This is a genomic window from Streptomyces pimonensis, from assembly GCF_041380215.1.
Taxonomy (GTDB): Bacteria; Actinomycetota; Actinomycetes; order Streptomycetales; family Streptomycetaceae; genus Streptomyces; species Streptomyces pimonensis.
Genome location: NZ_JAHWZY010000016.1, coordinates 88,173 through 105,126, shown reverse-complemented (window position 1 = coordinate 105,126; position 16,954 = coordinate 88,173). Strand labels below are relative to the sequence as shown.

Below are 16,954 nucleotides of genomic sequence, written 5' to 3'. Positions count from 1 at the left end.
CCCCGTGCACGAAGCGCGAAACACCGTCGCCGCTCCCCCCTGACGCATTCGTGCTGCCGGCGGACATTCCCCGCTCAAGGGGATCGGGAGGGACGGTGGATTCAGTTTCCGCGAGCGTTCAGTGAGGCCAGATAGGCGTTGTACGCCTCGAGTTCCTTGTTCCCGTCCCGGTCGGCGGCGCGGTCCTCGCGCTTCGCCTGCCGCTGGTCCGAGGCGTACCACTGGAACAGCAGCGCGAGCAGCACCAGTACGGAGGGGACCTCGCTGAACGCCCAGGCGATGCCGCCGGCCGCGTTCTGGTCGGACAGGGCCTCGATCCCGAGCGAGGCGGGCGGATCCCCGAACGTCGTGACCATCGGGGTCGACGCCATCATCAACGCGATGCCGAAGAAGGCGTGGAACGGCATGCCCGCGAACAGCTCCAGCATCCGCATCAGGTACCCCGGCCGGTGCGGCCCCGGGTCCACCCCCATGATCGGCCAGAAGAAGACCAGGCCGACGGCGAGGAAGTGCACCATCATCGCGATGTGCCCCGCCCCGGAGCCCATCAGGAAGTCGAAGAGCGGGGTGAAGTACAGGCCGTACAGGCTGGCGATGAACATCGGGATGGTGAACACGGGGTGGGTGACGACCCGCATGTAGCGGCTGTGCAGCAGCATCAGCAGCAGCTCGCGCGGTCCCTTGCGGCCCCGTCCGGCCGGCGGCAGCGCGCGCAGGGCGAGGGTGATCGGGGCGCCGAGCAGGATCAGGATCGGCGACACCATGCTGATCACCATGTGCTGCACCATGTGCACGCTGAACATGACCATGCCGTAGTCGTTCAGCTTGGTGCACATCATGAGCCCGACGCTCAGCACGCCGGTGACGAACGCGACGGTCCGCCCCACCGGCCACTTGTCGCCGCGCCGCACCAGACGGAACACGCCCCAGCCGTACAGTGCCAGCGCCAGCAGGCAGGAGACGAGGAAGAAACCGTCCGCCGACCAGGCGAGTCCTCGCCCCAGCGTGAACGGCGGCAGATCCATGGTCGTGCCGTGCCCGCTGTGATCCATCCACCGGCTCCTGTTTCGTGCGGGTTCTGCGCAATCTGTCCGCACCAGAGTAGAACCGCCCCCGGCGGCTTCTGTCGCCGGGGGCGGTGAACGCGCTCCCAAGGGGCGCGGGGCTGTACAGACATACGGCTCCGCCGTGTGGGCGAGGGGAACCACGGACGGTCCGCGTCTCGCGACCCGCCTCACGGACCGAGCCGCCCCCGGGGGGTCACAGCACGCACTCGGCTTCCGCGTACCGTGATTCCGGCACCGTCTTCAGCGTCTCGACCGCCTCGGCGAGTGGAACCGTCACGATGTCCGTACCCCGCAGCGCGGTCATCCGCCCGAACTCCCCCCGGTGCACCGCCTCCACCGCGTGCCACCCGAACCGTGTGGCCAGCACCCGGTCGTACGCCGTGGGCGTCCCCCCGCGCTGCACGTGCCCGAGGATCACCGGCCGCGCCTCCTTGCCGAGCCGCGACTCCAGCTCCAGGGAGAGCTGCCGCGCGATCCCGGCGAACCGCTCGTGACCGTAGACGTCCTTGTCGCCCTCGTCGAAGTCCATGGTCCCGGCCTTCGGCTTGGCCCCCTCCGCGGCGACCACGATCGCGAACCGCTTGCCGGCCGAGAACCGCTCGCCGACCTTCGCGGTCAGCTCGTCGATGTCGAAGGGCCGCTCGGGGACGACGATGGCGTGCGCGCCGGCCGCCATGCCGGAGTGCAGCGCGATCCAGCCCGTGTGCCGGCCCATGACCTCGACGATCAGCACCCGCTGGTGCGACTCGGCGGTGGTCTTCAGCCGGTCCAGGGCCTCGGTGGCCACACCGACGGCCGTGTCGAAGCCGAAGGTGACGTCGGTGACGGCGATGTCGTTGTCGATGGTCTTCGGCACGCCCACTATCGGCAGGCCGCCCGCCGACAGCAGCCGGGCCGCCTTCAGCGTGCCCTCACCGCCGATCGGGATGACCGCGTCGAGGCCGAGTTCCGCCACATGCCCCTTGGCCCGCTCCACGCCGTCCCGCAGGTGCTCGGGACGTACCCGGGAGGAGCCGAGGATGGTGCCGCCGCGGGCGAGGATGCCGCTCACCGCGTCGAGGTCGAGCTTGAGGTGGTCGCACTCCAGGAGGCCCTTCCAGCCGTCCCGGAAACCGATGACCTCGTCGCCGTGGTCGACGACGGCACGGTGCACGACGGACCGGATGACCGCGTTCAGACCGGGGCAGTCGCCGCCGGACGTGAGGACACCAATGCGCATAGCCCGAAACAACCTTCTCGATGTGGGCCGGGACCGGACCGCGCTGTCCGGCTCGATCACCGCCACCCTAGCGGCTGCGGGGGGCGGGACCGCACCTGGCGTCCGCCTGCTGGACGCCCCCGCTCACCTGTGCGGACCAGCCGTCGGACGGGCCGGTTGCGCCCGTCCGACGCCCAGGTGTACGCGCTCCGCGGACGGGGGCCCGCGGACCTGCTCAGGCGGCCTGCTGCGCCGCCGCGATGCGCTCGCTGCGCAGCGCCTCGTACCAGCGGTCGTCGGTCGGCGGCAGCGCGTTGACGTCGAGCGCCAGCTTCAGCAGCAGGTCCGCGATCTGCGGGTTGCGGGCCAGTACCGGACCATGCATGTACGTGCCGAAGACGGTCTCGTTGAACGCGCCCTCCGTGCCGTCCCCGGTGCCGTTGCCGTTGCCGAAGCGCACCTGGGCGAGCGGGCGGGCCGCGGGGCCCAGGTGGGTGACGCCCTGGTGGTTCTCGAAACCGGTCAGCGGGGGCAGCCCCAGCTGCGGGTTGACGTCCCCCAGCACGTCGCCCACGCACCGGGCGCCCTCACCGCGTACCGAGACCACGTCGAGCAGGCCGAGACCGGGCTCGCGCTGGCCGAGGTCGTTGATGAACTCGTGGCCGAGGATCTGGTACCCGGCGCAGACCGAGAAGACGATCGCGCCGTTCCCCACCGCCCGGTGCAGACCGCCGTCCCGGCGCAGCCGCTCGGCGGCCAGCCGCTGCGGACGGTCCTCGCCGCCGCCGATCAGGTAGATGTCGCCGGAGGTGGGGATCGGCTGGTCGCTGCGCACGTCGAGCCGCGCCACGTCCAGGCCGCGCTGCCGCGCCCGGCGCTCCACGACGAGGACGTTGCCCTGGTCGCCGTACGTGCTGAGCAGGTCCGGGTAGATCCACACGACCCGCAGCTGGTTGTCGCTCACTTCAAGTCCTCTGGGGTGTCGTTGGTCAGTTGCCGACGCGGCGGCGCAGGTCCTGGAACGCGGTGTAGTTGGCGATGACCTCGATCCGGCCCGGCGGGCACAGCTGCACCGCCTGGTCGAGGTTCTCGCAGACCTGGAACTGCTGGTTCGCGACCTCCAGGCGCACCGCGAGGTCCAGCTTCCGGTCGCCGATCACGCAGATCGGGTGGCCGGTCAGCCGGGTGTAGTCGACGTCCCACAGCCAGGAGGTGTCGGTGCCGTCGGCGGAGCGCGCGTTCACCGAGAGGATCACCGGCGTGGGCGGCGGGTCGATCAGCGAGAACGTCTCGAGCCAGCCCGCGGGGTTCTTGGCGAGCAGCAGACGCAGGTCACGGCCCTCGAACTGCACGACGTCGTAGCGGCCGGCCACGGCCTGGACCTGGTACATGCGTTCCAGGGCGACCTGCGGCGGCACCCCGAAGACGGCGGCGACGGCCGCGGAGCTCGCGGCGTTGGCCTTGTTGGCGCGGCCCGGCAGCTGGAGGTGGATCGGCCAGGCGGAGCCGTGCGGGTCGAGCACGTGGTCGCCGGAGAGCGCCCAGCTCGGGGTGGGCCGGCGGAAGCCGCACTCGCCGCAGAACCAGTCGTCGCCCGGGCGCTGCATCACACCGCCGCAGGACGGGCAGGACCAGGCGTCGTCCTTCCACATCTGGCCGGCGGCGACCCAGATCACGTTGGGGGAGGAGGACGCGGCCCACACCACCAGCGGGTCGTCGGCGTTGGCGACGATCACGGCCTTGACTCCGGCCAGGCCCTCGCGCCAGTTCTCCGCGAGCATCCGGGTCTCGGCGGCCCGGTCCAGCTGGTCGCGGGAGAGGTTGAGCAGTGCGATGCACTTGGGTTCGGTGTCCCGGGCGACGCCCGCGAGGTACTTCTCGTCGACCTCGATGACGCCGAACTTGGCCTCCGAGCCGCCGGCCAGCGCCGAGGTGATGCCGGCCGGCATGTTGGCGCCGAGCGCGTTGGAGACGACGGGCCCCGCGGCCCGCAGCGCCTCGGCGATGAGCCGGGTGGTGGTGGTCTTGCCGTTGGTCGCCGAGACCAGGACGCAGTCCAGGTTCTGTGCGAGCCGGGCGAGGAGATCGGGGTCGAGCTTGAGTGCCACCCGGCCGCCGATCACCGAACCGCTGCCGCGCCCGGCGGCGCGGGATGCCGCCGCGACCGCCTTGCCCGCGGTCACGGCCAGCTTGGCCCGCGGCGTGAGCGGGTCCGAGTTGCCTGCCATCAGTTCTCGATCCTCCTTGCGTACGCGCCGCGTCTGTGCCTGACGGCCACGTGGTGAGACCTCAGCCTATCGAGATCCGTTCGCACTCCAGAACCGCGGCACCATCGTGAGACGGGCGCTGCTGGTAGGACCGTACTCTTGCGCCATGCGACACGGCTCCATCCCCGGCGTCCACGGACGTGTGCGGCCCCTCACCCTGCTCGGCGACCCGGTGCTGCACGCGCCCTGCCGGGAGGTCACCGACTTCGGCCCGGAACTCGCCGGCCTGGTGGACGACTTGTTCGCCACGATGTACGCGGCGCAGGGCGTGGGCCTGGCCGCCAACCAGATCGGAGTGCCGCTCAGGGTGTTCGTCTACGACTGCCCGGACGACGAGGACGTCCGGCACCTGGGCCACGTGGTGAACCCGAGGCCGGTCGGGACGGACGGGGTGGTGGTGCGCGGCCCGGAGGGCTGTCTGTCCCTGCCCGGCCTGGAGGCGGGGACGGAGCGGTACGACCACGCGGTCGTCGAGGGCTTCACGGTGACCGGCGAGCCGGTCACCGTCCACGGCACCGGGTTCTTCGCCCGGTGTCTGCAGCACGAGTGCGACCACCTGGAGGGCAGGATCTACGCCGACCGCCTGACGAGGTGGCGGCACCGCAGGCTCATGCGGCAGGTGAGCCGGGCCTCCTGGCACCGGCCGGATTGAGCGCTCAGAACCCGGGCCCGCCGACCTTGTCGCCCGCGGCGGCCAGCCGCCCCCACAGCAGGTCCGCCAGGCTGTGTACCAACTCGGCCCGGGGGCAGGGGCGTTCGCCGAGCCACCAGTCGCCTGCCGCGTGCATCATGCCGACGATGCCGTGCCCCCACACCCGGGCCAGCTGCCGGCCGTCCGGCCCGAGGTCCAGTCGTTCCCCGATGACCTGGGCCAGCTCCTCGCCCATCCGGCGCAGCAACGGAGCCGAGTGCTTGCCGACGTCGAAGCCCTGGTCGCTCTGCGACTCCTCCGCCGGGTGCATCAGGAAGCGGTACACCTGGGGCCGTGCCTCGATCGCCGAGAGGTAGGTGTCCAGGGTGGCCTCGACCCGTTCGCGCCGGTCCGCCGGGGCGTCCAGCGCGGCCCGCAGCGAGTCCAGCAGGGCGTCGGTGTGCCGTTCGGCCAGGGCGGCGTAGAGTCCTCCCTTGTCGCCGAAGTGCCGGTAGAGGATCGGCTTGGTGATGCCGGCCTCGGCGGCGATCGCGTTCATCGAGGCCTGCGGGCCGTCGCGGAGCACCACCCGGTCGGCGGCCTCCAGCAGCTCGCGCCGGCGTCGGTCGGCGGACCGCTGCTGGTCGGTCCGCTGTGTGGTGTTCATGAGCTCTCCCCACCCGTGCTGGTTCGGTGACGCCTGCGCAAACTAACACTGAAGGTGATCCGCTCATCGAACGGATGCCGACGGTCCTGGGGAGTTGACTTCCCCTACCTGCTGGTAACAGACTCGGTGTTACCACAAGTAACACGCATGTGTGCCGCTGGAGGGGTCATGGCCGAGTTCACCATGGAACTCAACGACGAACAGAAGGAGGTCCGGGACTGGCTGCACGGCTTCGCCGCCGATGTGATCCGCCCGGCGGCCGCCGAATGGGACGAGCGTGAGGAGACCCCCTGGCCGATCATCCAGGAGGCCGCCAAGGCCGGCATCTACTCCCTGGACTTCTACGCCCAGCAGTACTTCGACGCGACCGGCCTCGGCATCCCGATGGCCATGGAGGAGCTGTTCTGGGGCGACGCCGGCATCGCCCTGTCGATCGTCGGCACCGGCCTGGCCGCCGTCGGCGTCCTCGCCAACGGCACCGAGGAGCAGATCGGCACCTGGATCCCCCAGATGTACGGCGACGCCGACGACGTCAAGGTCGCCGCGTTCTGCTCCTCCGAGCCCGACGCCGGCTCCGACGTGGCCTCGATGCGCACCCGCGCGGTGTACGACGAGGCCAAGGACGAGTGGGTGATCAACGGCACCAAGACCTGGGCCACCAACGGCGGCATCGCCAACGTCCATGTCGTGGTCGCCGTCGTCGACCCGGACCTCGGCTCCAAGGGCCACGCCTCCTTCGTCATCCCGCCGAACACCCCCGGCTGCTCCCAGGGACAGAAGTTCAAGAAGCACGGCATCCGCGCCTCGCACACCGCCGAGGTCGTCCTGGACGACGTGCGCGTCCCCGGCTCCTGCCTGCTCGGCGGCAAGGAGAAGCTGGACGAGCGCCTCGCCCGCGCCCGCGAGAAGGCCAGGAAGGGCGGCGAGCGCGTCAGGAACGCCGCCATGGCCACCTTCGAGGCGTCCCGCCCCGCCGTCGGCGCCATGGCCGTGGGCACCGCCCGCGCGGCCTACGAGGTCGCCCTGGAGTACGCCACCACGCGTGAGCAGTTCGGCCGCCCGGTCATCGACAACCAGGGCGTCGCCTTCCAGCTCGCCGACATGCGCACCCAGATCGACGCCGCCCGCCTCCTGGTGTGGCGTGCCTCCTGGATGGCGATCAACGGCAAGCCGTTCACGGCCGCCGAGGGTTCGATGTCCAAGCTGTTCGCCAGCGAGACCGCCAAGAAGGTCACCGCGCAGGCGATCCAGATCCTCGGCGGCAACGGCTACACCCGCGAGTACCCGGTGGAGCGCATGCACCGCGACGCCGCGATCTACACCATCTTCGAGGGCACGAGCGAGATCCAGCGCCTGGTGATCGCCCGCACCCTGTCGGGCGTGCCCATCCGCTGAGGCCGGCCACTCGGACACCCGGCGGCGGGGGCGGTGCCGCGGGTTGCCCCTGCCCCGCTCCCGGGGAAGGCTCGTGCGTGACCGACGTGACGGAGGACGCGATGACACGCACGGCCCGGGAGCTGCTGGAGACGACCGCCGGGGAGCTCGCCCCCGACCCGGGGGCCAACCCCCTGGTCCCTCTGATCGCCCGCGGCGGGGCCGACCGGTCCGTCCTGACCGCGCTCGCCCTGGAACAGCGCTGGGTGATCCCGGCGGACCGCAGGGCCTTCCTGCGTCTGGCGGAGCGGGCCGGCCCGGAGCCGGCCGCGTACTTCACCGCCCTGGCCGAGGGCGAGGCCCTGGCGGCGGAACACCTGAGGACCTTCACGGCCGCGTGCGGCGCGGACGAGGCGCACGCGGACGCGTACACCCCCCTGCCGGGCTGCCAGTCCTACCCCGCGTACGTCGCCTGGCTGGCCCTCGACGCCGAGCCGCCGGACGCGGTCCTGGCCCTGACGGCGAACTTCTCGGCCTGGGGCGGCTACTGCGCGTCGATCGCCGAGGCCCTGCGCACCCACTACGGCTTCGGGGACGAGGCCTGCGCCTTCTTCGACTTCTTCGCGGAACCGGCCCCCGACCTGGACCGCCTGGCCGTCCAAGTGGTCCAGACGGCCCTGGACGAGGGGTGCCTGGACGAGAACCGCGCCCACCGGTACGCCCGCTTGCTCCAGGCGTACGAGGCGCAGTTCTGGGCGACGCTGGGGGAACACGCCTAGGGTGCGGGATGGCGCACGACGTACGGGGTTTGCCGCACCCACGCGGCAAACCCCGTACGGCCGGCACCGGGGACGGAACACCGCGCCCTACGGCGTACCACTGCTGTGGGCGATACAGGCGACGTCGATCCGGTCGGCCAGTTTCGCGAGTTCGATGGTCAGCGCGGCCACCGTGTCCTCGTCGAGCCCGTCCTCCCCCGCCTCGACGAGCCGGACCCACCGCCCGCCCACCGTACGCAGCAGCTTGCTGACATCGGCGGCGGCCACCTGCAAGGTCCCGCGGTCGTCGACGATCAGAGGCAGAGTCACTTCGCGGTTCACAGTCGGGATCGTAACCGCGCGGCTGTCACGCACCCTGCCAAACCGTGGTGATGTTGCAGAACTCGCGGATTCCGTGCCCGGACAGCTCACGTCCGTAGCCCGACCGCTTCACCCCGCCGAAGGGGAACGCCGGATGGGACGCCGTCATCCCGTTCACGTACACACTTCCCGCCTCCAGGTCCCGTACGAACCGGTCGACCTCCGCCTCGTCGCGGGTCCAGACGTTGGAACTCAGCCCGAAGCCGGTGTCGTTGGCGATCAGGACCGCCTCGTCGACGTCCGCCGCGCGGTACAGCGTGGCCACCGGGCCGAAGGCCTCCTCGCGGTGGATGCGCATCTCCCGGCCGATACCGGCCAGGACGGTCGGCGGGTAGAACCAGCCGGGCCCGTCGGGGCGCTCGCCGCCGCACAGCACGGTGGCGCCCGCGCGGACGGCGTCGTCGACCAGTTCCTCCAGGTCGTCCCTGCCCCGTTCGCTGGAGAGCGGGCCGACGTCGGTCCCCTCGTCCATCGGGTCGCCGACCTTCAGCGCCTTCATGCCCGCGACGAAGCGCTCGACGAAGGCGTCGTAGACGTCCGTGTGCACGATGAACCGCTTGGCGGCGATGCAGGACTGCCCCGCGTTCTGCGTCCGCGCGGTGACCGCGACCTCGGCGGCCCGGTCCAGATCGGCGGAGGGCATGACCACGTACGGGTCGCTTCCGCCCAGTTCCAGCACCGTCTTCTTGATCATCTCCCCGGCGGTGGAGGCGACCGCACGGCCCGCGGGCTCGCTCCCGGTGAGGGTGGCCGCCTTCACCCGCTCGTCCCGCAGGATGTCGTCGACCGCGGCGGAGCCGATGAGCAGGGTCTGGAAGCAGCCCTCGGTGAAGCCCGCGCGGTGGAAGAGGTCCTCGATGTACAGGGCGGTCTGCGGCACGTTCGAGGCGTGCTTGAGCAGTCCCACGTTGCCCGCCATCAGCGCGGGCGCGGCGAACCGCACCACCTGCCACAGCGGGAAGTTCCACGGCATCACGGCGAGCACCGGGCCCAGCGGCCGGTAGCGCACCAGGACCCGGGAGGCCCCGGAGTCCTTCACGTCGGAGGCGTCGGGTTCCTCGTCGGCGAGGAGTTCCGCCGCGTGATCGGCGTACCAGTGCATCGCCTTGGCGCACTTCGCGGCCTCCGCGCGGGCCTGTGCGATCGGCTTGCCCATCTCCGTGGTGATCACCCGGCCGATGGTCTCCCGGTCCTCGTCGAGGATCTCGGCGGCCCGGTGCATCAGGCGGGCACGCTCCTCGAAGGCCGTCGTGCGGTACGTACGGAACGTGGCCTCCGCGAGCTGGATCCGGTGCCCGATCTCCTCCTCGTCCATGGGGTGGTACGTCTTGACCGTCTCACCGGTCGCCGGGTTCACCGTGGCGATGTGCATCGCTGACCTCCCTGGGGCGGGCTGTGCTTTCCGACCTTCCCGCGCGGTGGTGGACGGCGCAACGCGGAAGGTCTCCTCAGGGCGAGTGCTCCGCCAAGCGGTCGAGAAACGCGGCCTGCGCGCCGATGATCACGTCACGGGCCCGCTCCAGGGAGAACCACGCCACCCGGTCCAGCTCCGGGAACTCCCGGGTCCGCCCCGATCCCGGCGGCCACTCCATCGCGAAGGCGCCGGGGACGACCGTCGCCGGATCGAGGTCCGCCTCCACCGCCCAGGCCGTGACGGTCTTCCCGCCGGACTGCCGGACCTCCCCGAGCGGCAGCGCCTTCCCGTCCGGCGGCGGCAGCCCCAGCTCCTCCCGGAACTCGCGGCGCGCCGCCTCCCAGGCGGGCTCACCGGGCCCGTACTCGCCCTTCGGCACGGTCCACGCCCCGCTCTCCCGCCGGGCGAAGAACGGGCCGCCCATATGACCGAGCAGCACCTCGATGCCCTGACCGGTGTGCCGGAACAACAGCAGTCCGGCGCTCCGGGCGCCCTTCACGGCCGTACCCCGGGGTGCGCGGCGAGCAGGGCCTCGACCGTGTCCGCCTCCTCGGGGCGCTTGTCCTCGCGGTAGCGGATCACACGGGCGAACCGGAGGGCGACCCCGGCCGGGTAGCGGGTGGAACGCTGGAGGCCGTCGTAGGCGATCTCCACGACGAGTTCGGGGCGTACCGTCACGACGTATCCGCTCTCGTCGACCGACAGCTCCCGCAGCCGTTCGGTCTGCCAGGCCAGCATCGCGTCGGTCAGACCCTTGAAGGTCTTGCCGAGCATGGCGAAGCCGCCGTCGGAGGTGCGGGCGCCCAGGTGCAGGTTGGAGAGCTTCCCGGTGCGGCGGCCGTGGCCCCACTCGGCGGCCAGCACCACCAGGTCGAGCGTGTGGACGGGCTTGACCTTCAGCCAGGACGCGCCGCGGCGGCCTGCGCTGTAGGGGGCGTCCAGGCCCTTGACCACGACGCCCTCGTGGCCGCGTGCCAGCGTCCGGTCGAGGAACTCATCGGCCGCGCCCAGGTCCCCGGGCCCCGACACGAGGGTGCGCCGCACCCGCATGGCCTCCGGGACCAGCCGGGCCAGTTCCGCGTGGCGCTCGGCGAACGGCAGGTCCAGCAGGTCGCGGCCGTCCACGGAGAGTGCGTCGAAGAAGACGGGGGAGACGGGTACCTCCCGGGCGGCCGCGGCCACGTCCACCCGGGAGCCGACCCGTCCGGCGGTCTCCTGGAAGGAGCGGGGGCGGCCGTCCCCGTCGAAGGAGATGACCTCCCCGTCCAGGATGAACCGTCCGCCCCGCAACTCCCGGGCCGCCGCCGTCACTTCCGGCAGCCGGTCGGTGATGTCGTCGAGGGTGCGGGTGTGCACGCGCACGGTGTCCCCGTCGCGGTGGACCTGGACGCGGATGCCGTCGAGCTTCTCCTCCACCGCACAGGCGCCCAGCTTCTCCACCGCCTCGGCGACCGAGGAGGCGCTGTGCGCCAGCATCGGCAGCACGGGGCGGCCGACGGTGAGCCGGAACCGCTCCAGCGCCCCGGGACCGTCCGCGAGCAGCGCCGCCGCCACCGACTGGAGGGAGCCGGCCAGCATCACGGCCCGCCGTACGTCCGCCGGGGGCGCCCCGGTCGCCCGCGCCAGCCCTTCGACCGCGACCGCGTCCAGGGCACCCTGCCGGACCTCGCCGGTGAGCAGCCCGGACAGGAACCGCTGCTCCTCCTCGGTGGACGCGCCCAGCAACTCGCCGACCAGCCGGGCCCGCTCCGCCCGGGAGCCCGGGCCGGACACCTCGCCGAGCGTGGTGAGCAGCGCGTCGACCTCGCGCACCGTCAGGGACGGCCCGGCGGCGGGGGCGACCGGACGGCTCAGCACCTTCCAGCCGACCCCGATCCGGCCCTGCGGCAGCCGCCCGGCCAGATACGGGATGACGACGGGTACGTCGTCCGCCTCCGCCTCCCGGAACAGCTCGGCGAGCAGGGCGACCTTCCGGGACCGCGCCGAGGCGGCGGCGACCTCCTGGGACACGCGGGCCAGCCGGGACAGCAGCATGCAGCCATAGTGCTCCGGAGACGGGCGCTCCACACCTCCGCCGCCCGGCGCCTACCCGTTCACCGCGGCGTCCAGCTCGGCCCTCAGCAGGTCCCCGACGATCGCGGTCGCCGCGCGGTAGCCGCCGCTCGCCGCGTGCACCACCTGCTCGGAGAAGCCGATCAGATTGCCCGCCGCCCAGACTCCGGGCACCGTGGTCAGGCCGGTCGGGTCGATCACCGGGTACGTGCCGAACGGGGTCTCCTCCATCTCGGCGCCCAGCCGCTCCAGCAGACTCGTCCGCGGCACCGGGCGCGGCCCGACGAAGAGCACGGAGCGGGCGTGGGTGGTGCCGTCGGCCAGTCGCACTCCGGTGAGCCGGTCGTCCTCGACCACCAGTTCCGCGACCTCGCCGGGCACCACCTGGACCCCGGCGGCGGCCAGCCGGCGCAGATCCTGGTCGGAGAGCTCCTCCTCGGCGACCCGGTGCAGGAAGAAGACGACGTCCTTCGACCACCGGGACACCATCAGCGCCTGGTGCGCGCTCGCCGCGCTCGACGCGAGCACACCGAACGGCTGGTCGCGCACCTCCCAGCCGTGGCAGAACGGACAGTGCAGCACGTCCCGCCCGAACCGCTCGGCGACCCCGGGGACCGCCGGCATCTCGTCCTTCAGCCCGGTGGCGACGACCAGCCGCCGGGCCCGTACGGCCGGTCCCTCATCGAGTACGACGGTGAAGTCCCCGCCCCCGGTGACGTCCGTGACCCGGTCCCGGACGAGCTCCACGCCGTAGCGCGCGATCTCCTCCCGGCCCAGCGCCAGGAACTCGGCCGGCGCCATCCCGTCCCGGGACAGATAGCCCTGCATGTGGGACGAGGGCGCGTTGCGGGGCTCGCCCGCGTCGACGACCAGCGTGCGGTGCCGGGCCCGGCCGAGCACCAGTGCGGCGGACAGCCCCGCCGCCCCGCCGCCGACGACGACCACGTCGTACGTCTCGCTTCCGAATGTCTCGTTCATCATGACCACCTCCGTCATGACAGTCGCCCGGATACCGTCGTATTGACAAACGTCTTTGCCGAAACTGCAATGCCCGTATGACTACGGACGACGTCCTCGCGGAAGTGGGCCCCCGGCTGCGCCGGATCAGGAAGGAGCGGGAGGTGACCCTCGCGGCGCTGTCCGAGGCGACCGGCATCTCCGTGAGCACCCTCTCCCGGCTGGAGTCGGGACTGCGCAAACCCAGCCTGGAACTGCTGTTGCCGATCGCGCAGGCCCACCAGGTCCCGTTGGACGAACTGGTCGGCGCGCCGCCGGTCGGCGACCCCCGCATCCGTGCGTCCGAGCCGATCCGGCGCCACGGCCGCGCCCACTGGCCGCTCACCCGCCAGCCCGGCGGCCTCCAGGCGTACAAGGTGCTGGAACCGAAGCGGAGGATCGAACCCGAACCGCGCACCCACGAGGGCTACGAGTGGCTGTACGTGCTGTCCGGGAGGCTGCGGCTGGTGCTCGGCGAGCACGACGTGGTGCTGGCGGCGGGGGAGGCGGCCGAGTTCGACACGCGCGTGCCGCACTGGTTCGGGTCGACGGGGGAGGGGCCCGTGGAGTTCCTCAGCCTGTTCGGGCCGCAGGGGGAGCGGATGCACGTACGGGCGCGGCCCAGGCGGCCGTGACGGACGGGAATCGAGGTGTGCGGGGCGAGACTGTTCCCTCATCGGCAAGCGACCGCTTAGTATGTGATGGACCCGGTCAGGCGAACACGATGCCCACAGTCCCGTGGAGGCCCCGCATGCAGGCATGGCAAGTGCATGAACTCGGCGAGCCGGGCGAGGTGATGCGCCTCGCGGAGGCGGCGCGGCCGACGCCCGGTGACGGGCAGGTCCTGCTGAAGGTGCGCGCCGCCAACGTCAACTTCCCGGACGCGCTGATGTGCCGGGGCCAGTACCAGGTCAGGCCGCCGCTGCCGTTCACGCCGGGCGTGGAGATCTGCGGCGAGACCGAGGACGGGCGCCGCGTGATCGCCAACCCGGTGCTGCCCTGCGGCGGCTTCGCCGAGTACGCCGTCGCGGACGCCGCCGCGCTGCTGCCCGCGCCCGAGGCGCTGGACGACGCCGAGGCCGCCGCCCTGCACATCGGCTACCAGACCGGCTGGTTCGGCCTGCACCGCAGGGCCGGTCTGGAGGCCGGCGAGACCCTGCTCGTCCACGCCGCCGCGGGAGGGGTCGGCAGTGCGGCCGTACAGCTCGGCAAGGCGGCGGGCGCCACCGTCATCGGCGTGGTCGGCGGTGCCGCGAAGACGTCCGTCGCCCGTGAGCTGGGCTGCGACGTGGTGATCGACCGGCGCGAGCAGGACGTCGTCGCCGTGGTGAAGGAGGCCACCGGCGGCCGGGGCGCCGACGTGGTCTACGACCCCGTCGGCGGCCAGGCCTACGCCCAGTCCGCCAAGGCCGTCGCCTTCGAGGGCCGGATCGTCGTCGTCGGCTTCGCGAGCGGGTCCGTCCCGAGCCCCGCCCTGAACCACGCCCTCGTCAAGAACTACGCGATCCTCGGCCTGCACTGGGGCCTGTACAACACCAGGAACCCCAAGCTGGTCCGGCACTGCCACGAACAGCTCACCGCACTCGCCGCGCGGGGCGCGATCAGGCCGCTGGTGAGCGAGCGGGTGCCGCTCGCCGGGGCCGCCGACGCCGTGCGGCGGGTCGCGGACGGTGTCACCACCGGGCGCGTCGCCGTGCTGCCCTCGCTGGAGAACGGAGCCGCCGTATGACCGACGCCGCCGAACTGCGCCGCCGCATTCAGGAGTTCCTGTCCGCGTACCCACCGGCCGACACCGGCCGCCTCGACTTCCTGCGCGCCCGCTTCGACGCCGGACTCGCCTGGGTGCACTTCCCCGAAGGGCTCGGCGGACTCGGTCTCCCGCGCTCGCTCCAGACCGTCGTGGACGCCGAACTGGAGGCCACCGGGGCCCCCGACAACGACCCGCGCCGCATCGGCATCGGCCTGGGCATGGCCGCGCCGACGATCCTCCGGTACGGCACGCGGGAGCAGAAGCGGCGCTTCCTGAAGCCGCTGTGGACCGGCGAGGAGGTCTGGTGCCAGCTCTTCAGCGAGCCGGGCGCCGGCTCCGACCTGGCAGCGCTCGGCACCCGTGCCGTCCGGGAGGGCGAGCACTGGGTGGTGAACGGGCAGAAGGTGTGGACGTCCAGCGCCCACCTCGCCCGCTGGGCCATCCTCATCGCCCGCACCGATCCGGACGTGCCCAAGCACCGGGGCATCACGTACTTCGTGTGCGACATGACCGACCCCGGTGTCGAGGTGCGGCCACTGCGCCAGATCACCGGTGAGGCCGAGTTCAACGAGGTCTTCCTCACTGGCGTCCGCATCCCCGACGCCCACCGTCTCGGAGAGGTCGGCGACGGCTGGAGGGTCGCGCAGACCACCCTGAACAACGAACGCGTCGCCATCGGCGGCATGCGGCTGCCCCGTGAGGGCGGCATGATCGGCCCGGTCTCGAGGACCTGGCGCGAACGGCCCGAACTGCGCACCCACGACCTGCACCAGCGGCTGCTGAGGCTCTGGGTCGAGGCGGAGGTCGCCCGGCTCGCCGGCGAGCGCCTGCGTCAGCAGCTCGTCGCCGGACAGCCCGGCCCCGAGGGCGCCGGCATGAAGCTCGCCTTCGCCCGCCTCAACCAGGAGATCAGCGGCCTGGAAGTGGAACTGAGGGGCGAGGAGGGACTGTTGTACGACGACTGGACCATGCGCCGTCCCGAACTGGTCGACTTCACCGGCCGTGACGCCGGCTACCGCTACCTCCGCTCCAAGGGCAACAGCATCGAGGGCGGGACCAGTGAGGTCCTGCTGAACATCGTCGCCGAGCGCGTCCTGGGCCTGCCCGCCGAGCCGCGCACCGACAAGGACCTCGCGTGGAAGGACCTGGCCCGATGAGCGACCTTCTGTACTCGGAGGAGGAAGAGGCGCTGCGCGCCGCGGTCCGGGACCTGCTCACCGACCACTGCGACGCGGCGGGTGTGATCGCCCGTACCGAGTCGGACGCCCCGCACGACCTGTCCCTGTGGAAGGTGCTCGCCGACGGCATGGGACTCGCCGGTCTGCTGGTCCCCGAGGACCGGGGCGGCCAGGGCGCCACCCACCGTGAAGCCGCCGTCGTGCTGGAGGAGCTGGGGCGCGCGGCCGCCCCCGTGCCGTACCTGACGAGCGCCGTGGTGGCCACCGAGGCCCTGCTGGCCTGCCGGGACGGCGGCGACCTGCTCGCCGAGCTGGCGTCCGGGCGTGGGATCGGCGCCCTCGCCGTCGGCCTGCACACCGCTCCCGGTGCCGCGTTCACCACCGTACGGACGGCGGACGGCACGCTGCACGGGGAGCTGACCGGCATCGCGGACGCCACCGTCGCCGACGTCCTGCTCGTACCGGTCGACGACGGCGGGCTGTACGCGGTGCGGGCCGACGCGGTCACCGTCACCCCGCAGGTCTCCCTGGACCTGACCCGCCCGGTGGCCCGTGTGGTCCTGGACGGCGCGCCCGGACGCAGGCTGGGCGACGCGCAGACCGCCGTGCACCGCGCCCTGCGGGCCGGCGCCGGACTGCTCGCCTCGGAGCAACTCGGCCTCGTCGACTGGTCGCTGACGGAGACCGTCCGCCATCTGAAGGGGCGTACGCAGTTCAACCGCCCCCTCGGCGGCTTCCAGGCACTCAAGCACCGGATCGCCCAGCTGTGGCTGGAGACCGTCGGCCTCCGGGCCGCCGCCCGGGGCGCCGCCGCCGCGCTCGCGACCGGCGAGGACGCCGATGTGGCGGTCGCCGTCGCCCAGGCCTACGCCGCGCCCGTCGCGGTCAGGGCCGCCGAGGAGGCACTGCAACTGCACGGCGGCATCGGCATGACCTGGGAACACCCGGTGCACCTGTACCTCAAGCGGGCCAAGGCCGACTCGATCGCCTACGGCACGGCGGGCGTCCACCGCGAGACGCTCGCCGAGCTGGTCGACCTGCGAGCGCCCTGACCGGCCGGACCACAGGGAAAGCCCGTCCCGCCAGGGGCGGGCTTCTTCGCGCGCCCTGCGTCGGTGAGGTGAACGACCGACGAAGGATCGGTCAACTCCCCGAACGATCATGCTCCTTGACCACCTGAGGACCTCATACTCCCCATGGTCCCGTATGTCACTTCCAGGG

Annotated in this window: 17 protein-coding genes; 7 read left to right on the top strand and 10 right to left on the bottom strand. The window is 72.2% G+C overall.

The genetic code is table 11. The features are described 5' to 3' along the window. Positions 1–101 precede the first annotated feature (101 nt). From KYY02_RS17935 to KYY02_RS17920, 4 genes are all read right to left on the bottom strand, one after another. Complete coding sequence (locus KYY02_RS17935) at positions 102–1,052, bottom strand: cytochrome c oxidase assembly protein (RefSeq protein WP_371238977.1); 951 nt, start codon at positions 1,050–1,052, stop codon at positions 102–104. 208 nt (positions 1,053–1,260) lie between these two features. Beyond that, positions 1,261–2,286, bottom strand: coding sequence for a 6-phosphofructokinase (locus KYY02_RS17930; RefSeq protein WP_371238976.1), 1,026 nt, complete (start codon positions 2,284–2,286; stop codon positions 1,261–1,263). A gap of 214 nt (positions 2,287–2,500) precedes the next feature. Continuing rightward, positions 2,501–3,229, bottom strand: coding sequence for a type 1 glutamine amidotransferase (locus KYY02_RS17925; RefSeq protein ID WP_371238975.1), 729 nt, complete (start codon positions 3,227–3,229; stop codon positions 2,501–2,503). 25 nt (positions 3,230–3,254) lie between these two features. Then, positions 3,255–4,493 carry a Mur ligase family protein gene (locus KYY02_RS17920; protein WP_371238974.1) on the bottom strand — a complete coding sequence of 413 codons (1,239 nt, stop codon included), beginning with the start codon at positions 4,491–4,493 and terminating at the stop codon, positions 3,255–3,257. 145 nt (positions 4,494–4,638) lie between these two features. Here KYY02_RS17920 and def point away from each other — a divergent pair, with 145 nt between their 5' ends. Beyond that, positions 4,639–5,184, top strand: coding sequence for a peptide deformylase (gene def, locus KYY02_RS17915; RefSeq protein WP_371238973.1), 546 nt, complete (start codon positions 4,639–4,641; stop codon positions 5,182–5,184). 4 nt (positions 5,185–5,188) lie between these two features. On the opposite strand, the gene KYY02_RS17910 is transcribed toward def, so the two are convergent. Next, the gene (locus KYY02_RS17910) at positions 5,189–5,830 is read right to left on the bottom strand and encodes a TetR/AcrR family transcriptional regulator (RefSeq protein WP_371238972.1); all 642 of its coding nucleotides are present in this window, start codon (positions 5,828–5,830) and stop codon (positions 5,189–5,191) included. A 168-nt stretch (positions 5,831–5,998) separates the two neighbouring features. Here KYY02_RS17910 and KYY02_RS17905 point away from each other — a divergent pair, with 168 nt between their 5' ends. Next, on the top strand, positions 5,999–7,225 hold the full coding sequence (locus KYY02_RS17905; RefSeq protein ID WP_371238971.1) for an acyl-CoA dehydrogenase family protein: 1,227 nt from the start codon (positions 5,999–6,001) through the stop codon (positions 7,223–7,225). Positions 7,226–7,326: 101 nt separating this feature from the next. Further along, positions 7,327–7,983, top strand: a complete 657-nt coding sequence (locus KYY02_RS17900; RefSeq protein ID WP_371239083.1) for a transcriptional regulator — start codon at positions 7,327–7,329, stop codon at positions 7,981–7,983. 87 nt (positions 7,984–8,070) lie between these two features. Here KYY02_RS17900 and KYY02_RS17895 read toward each other — a convergent pair whose 3' ends face one another. From KYY02_RS17895 to KYY02_RS17875, 5 genes are all read right to left on the bottom strand, one after another. Next, positions 8,071–8,304 carry a DUF6213 family protein gene (locus KYY02_RS17895; RefSeq protein WP_371238970.1) on the bottom strand — a complete coding sequence of 78 codons (234 nt, stop codon included), beginning with the start codon at positions 8,302–8,304 and terminating at the stop codon, positions 8,071–8,073. 25 nt (positions 8,305–8,329) lie between these two features. Next, a complete protein-coding gene (locus tag KYY02_RS17890; protein WP_371238969.1) occupies positions 8,330–9,715 on the bottom strand; it encodes an NADP-dependent succinic semialdehyde dehydrogenase in 1,386 nt (461 codons plus the stop codon). 76 nt (positions 9,716–9,791) lie between these two features. Beyond that, a complete protein-coding gene (locus KYY02_RS17885; protein ID WP_371238968.1) occupies positions 9,792–10,256 on the bottom strand; it encodes an NUDIX hydrolase in 465 nt (154 codons plus the stop codon). Next, positions 10,253–11,791 (bottom strand): ATP-dependent DNA ligase, encoded by a 1,539-nt coding sequence (locus tag KYY02_RS17880; protein WP_371238967.1) that lies wholly within the window; start codon positions 11,789–11,791, stop codon positions 10,253–10,255. The genes KYY02_RS17885 and KYY02_RS17880 overlap by 4 nt, the downstream gene beginning before the upstream one ends. 51 nt (positions 11,792–11,842) lie before the next feature. Continuing rightward, positions 11,843–12,805, bottom strand: a complete 963-nt coding sequence (locus KYY02_RS17875; RefSeq protein ID WP_371238966.1) for an NAD(P)/FAD-dependent oxidoreductase — start codon at positions 12,803–12,805, stop codon at positions 11,843–11,845. 59 nt (positions 12,806–12,864) lie between these two features. On the opposite strand from KYY02_RS17875, the gene KYY02_RS17870 reads away from it, so the two are divergent. The 4 genes from KYY02_RS17870 (at position 12,865) to KYY02_RS17855 (ending at position 16,785) form a co-directional block, all read left to right on the top strand. Further along, entirely contained in the window at positions 12,865–13,440 is a 576-nt protein-coding gene (locus KYY02_RS17870; protein ID WP_371238965.1) for a helix-turn-helix domain-containing protein, read from the top strand. A gap of 116 nt (positions 13,441–13,556) precedes the next feature. After that, on the top strand, positions 13,557–14,534 hold the full coding sequence (locus KYY02_RS17865; RefSeq protein ID WP_371238964.1) for an NADPH:quinone oxidoreductase family protein: 978 nt from the start codon (positions 13,557–13,559) through the stop codon (positions 14,532–14,534). Continuing rightward, positions 14,531–15,712 carry an acyl-CoA dehydrogenase family protein gene (locus KYY02_RS17860; RefSeq protein ID WP_371238963.1) on the top strand — a complete coding sequence of 394 codons (1,182 nt, stop codon included), beginning with the start codon at positions 14,531–14,533 and terminating at the stop codon, positions 15,710–15,712. The genes KYY02_RS17865 and KYY02_RS17860 overlap by 4 nt, the downstream gene beginning before the upstream one ends. Then, positions 15,709–16,785: an acyl-CoA dehydrogenase family protein gene (locus KYY02_RS17855; protein ID WP_371238962.1), complete on the top strand. Its 1,077-nt coding sequence runs from the start codon at positions 15,709–15,711 to the stop codon at positions 16,783–16,785. Before KYY02_RS17860 ends, KYY02_RS17855 begins: the two co-directional genes overlap by 4 nt. Positions 16,786–16,954: the final 169 nt, after the last annotated feature.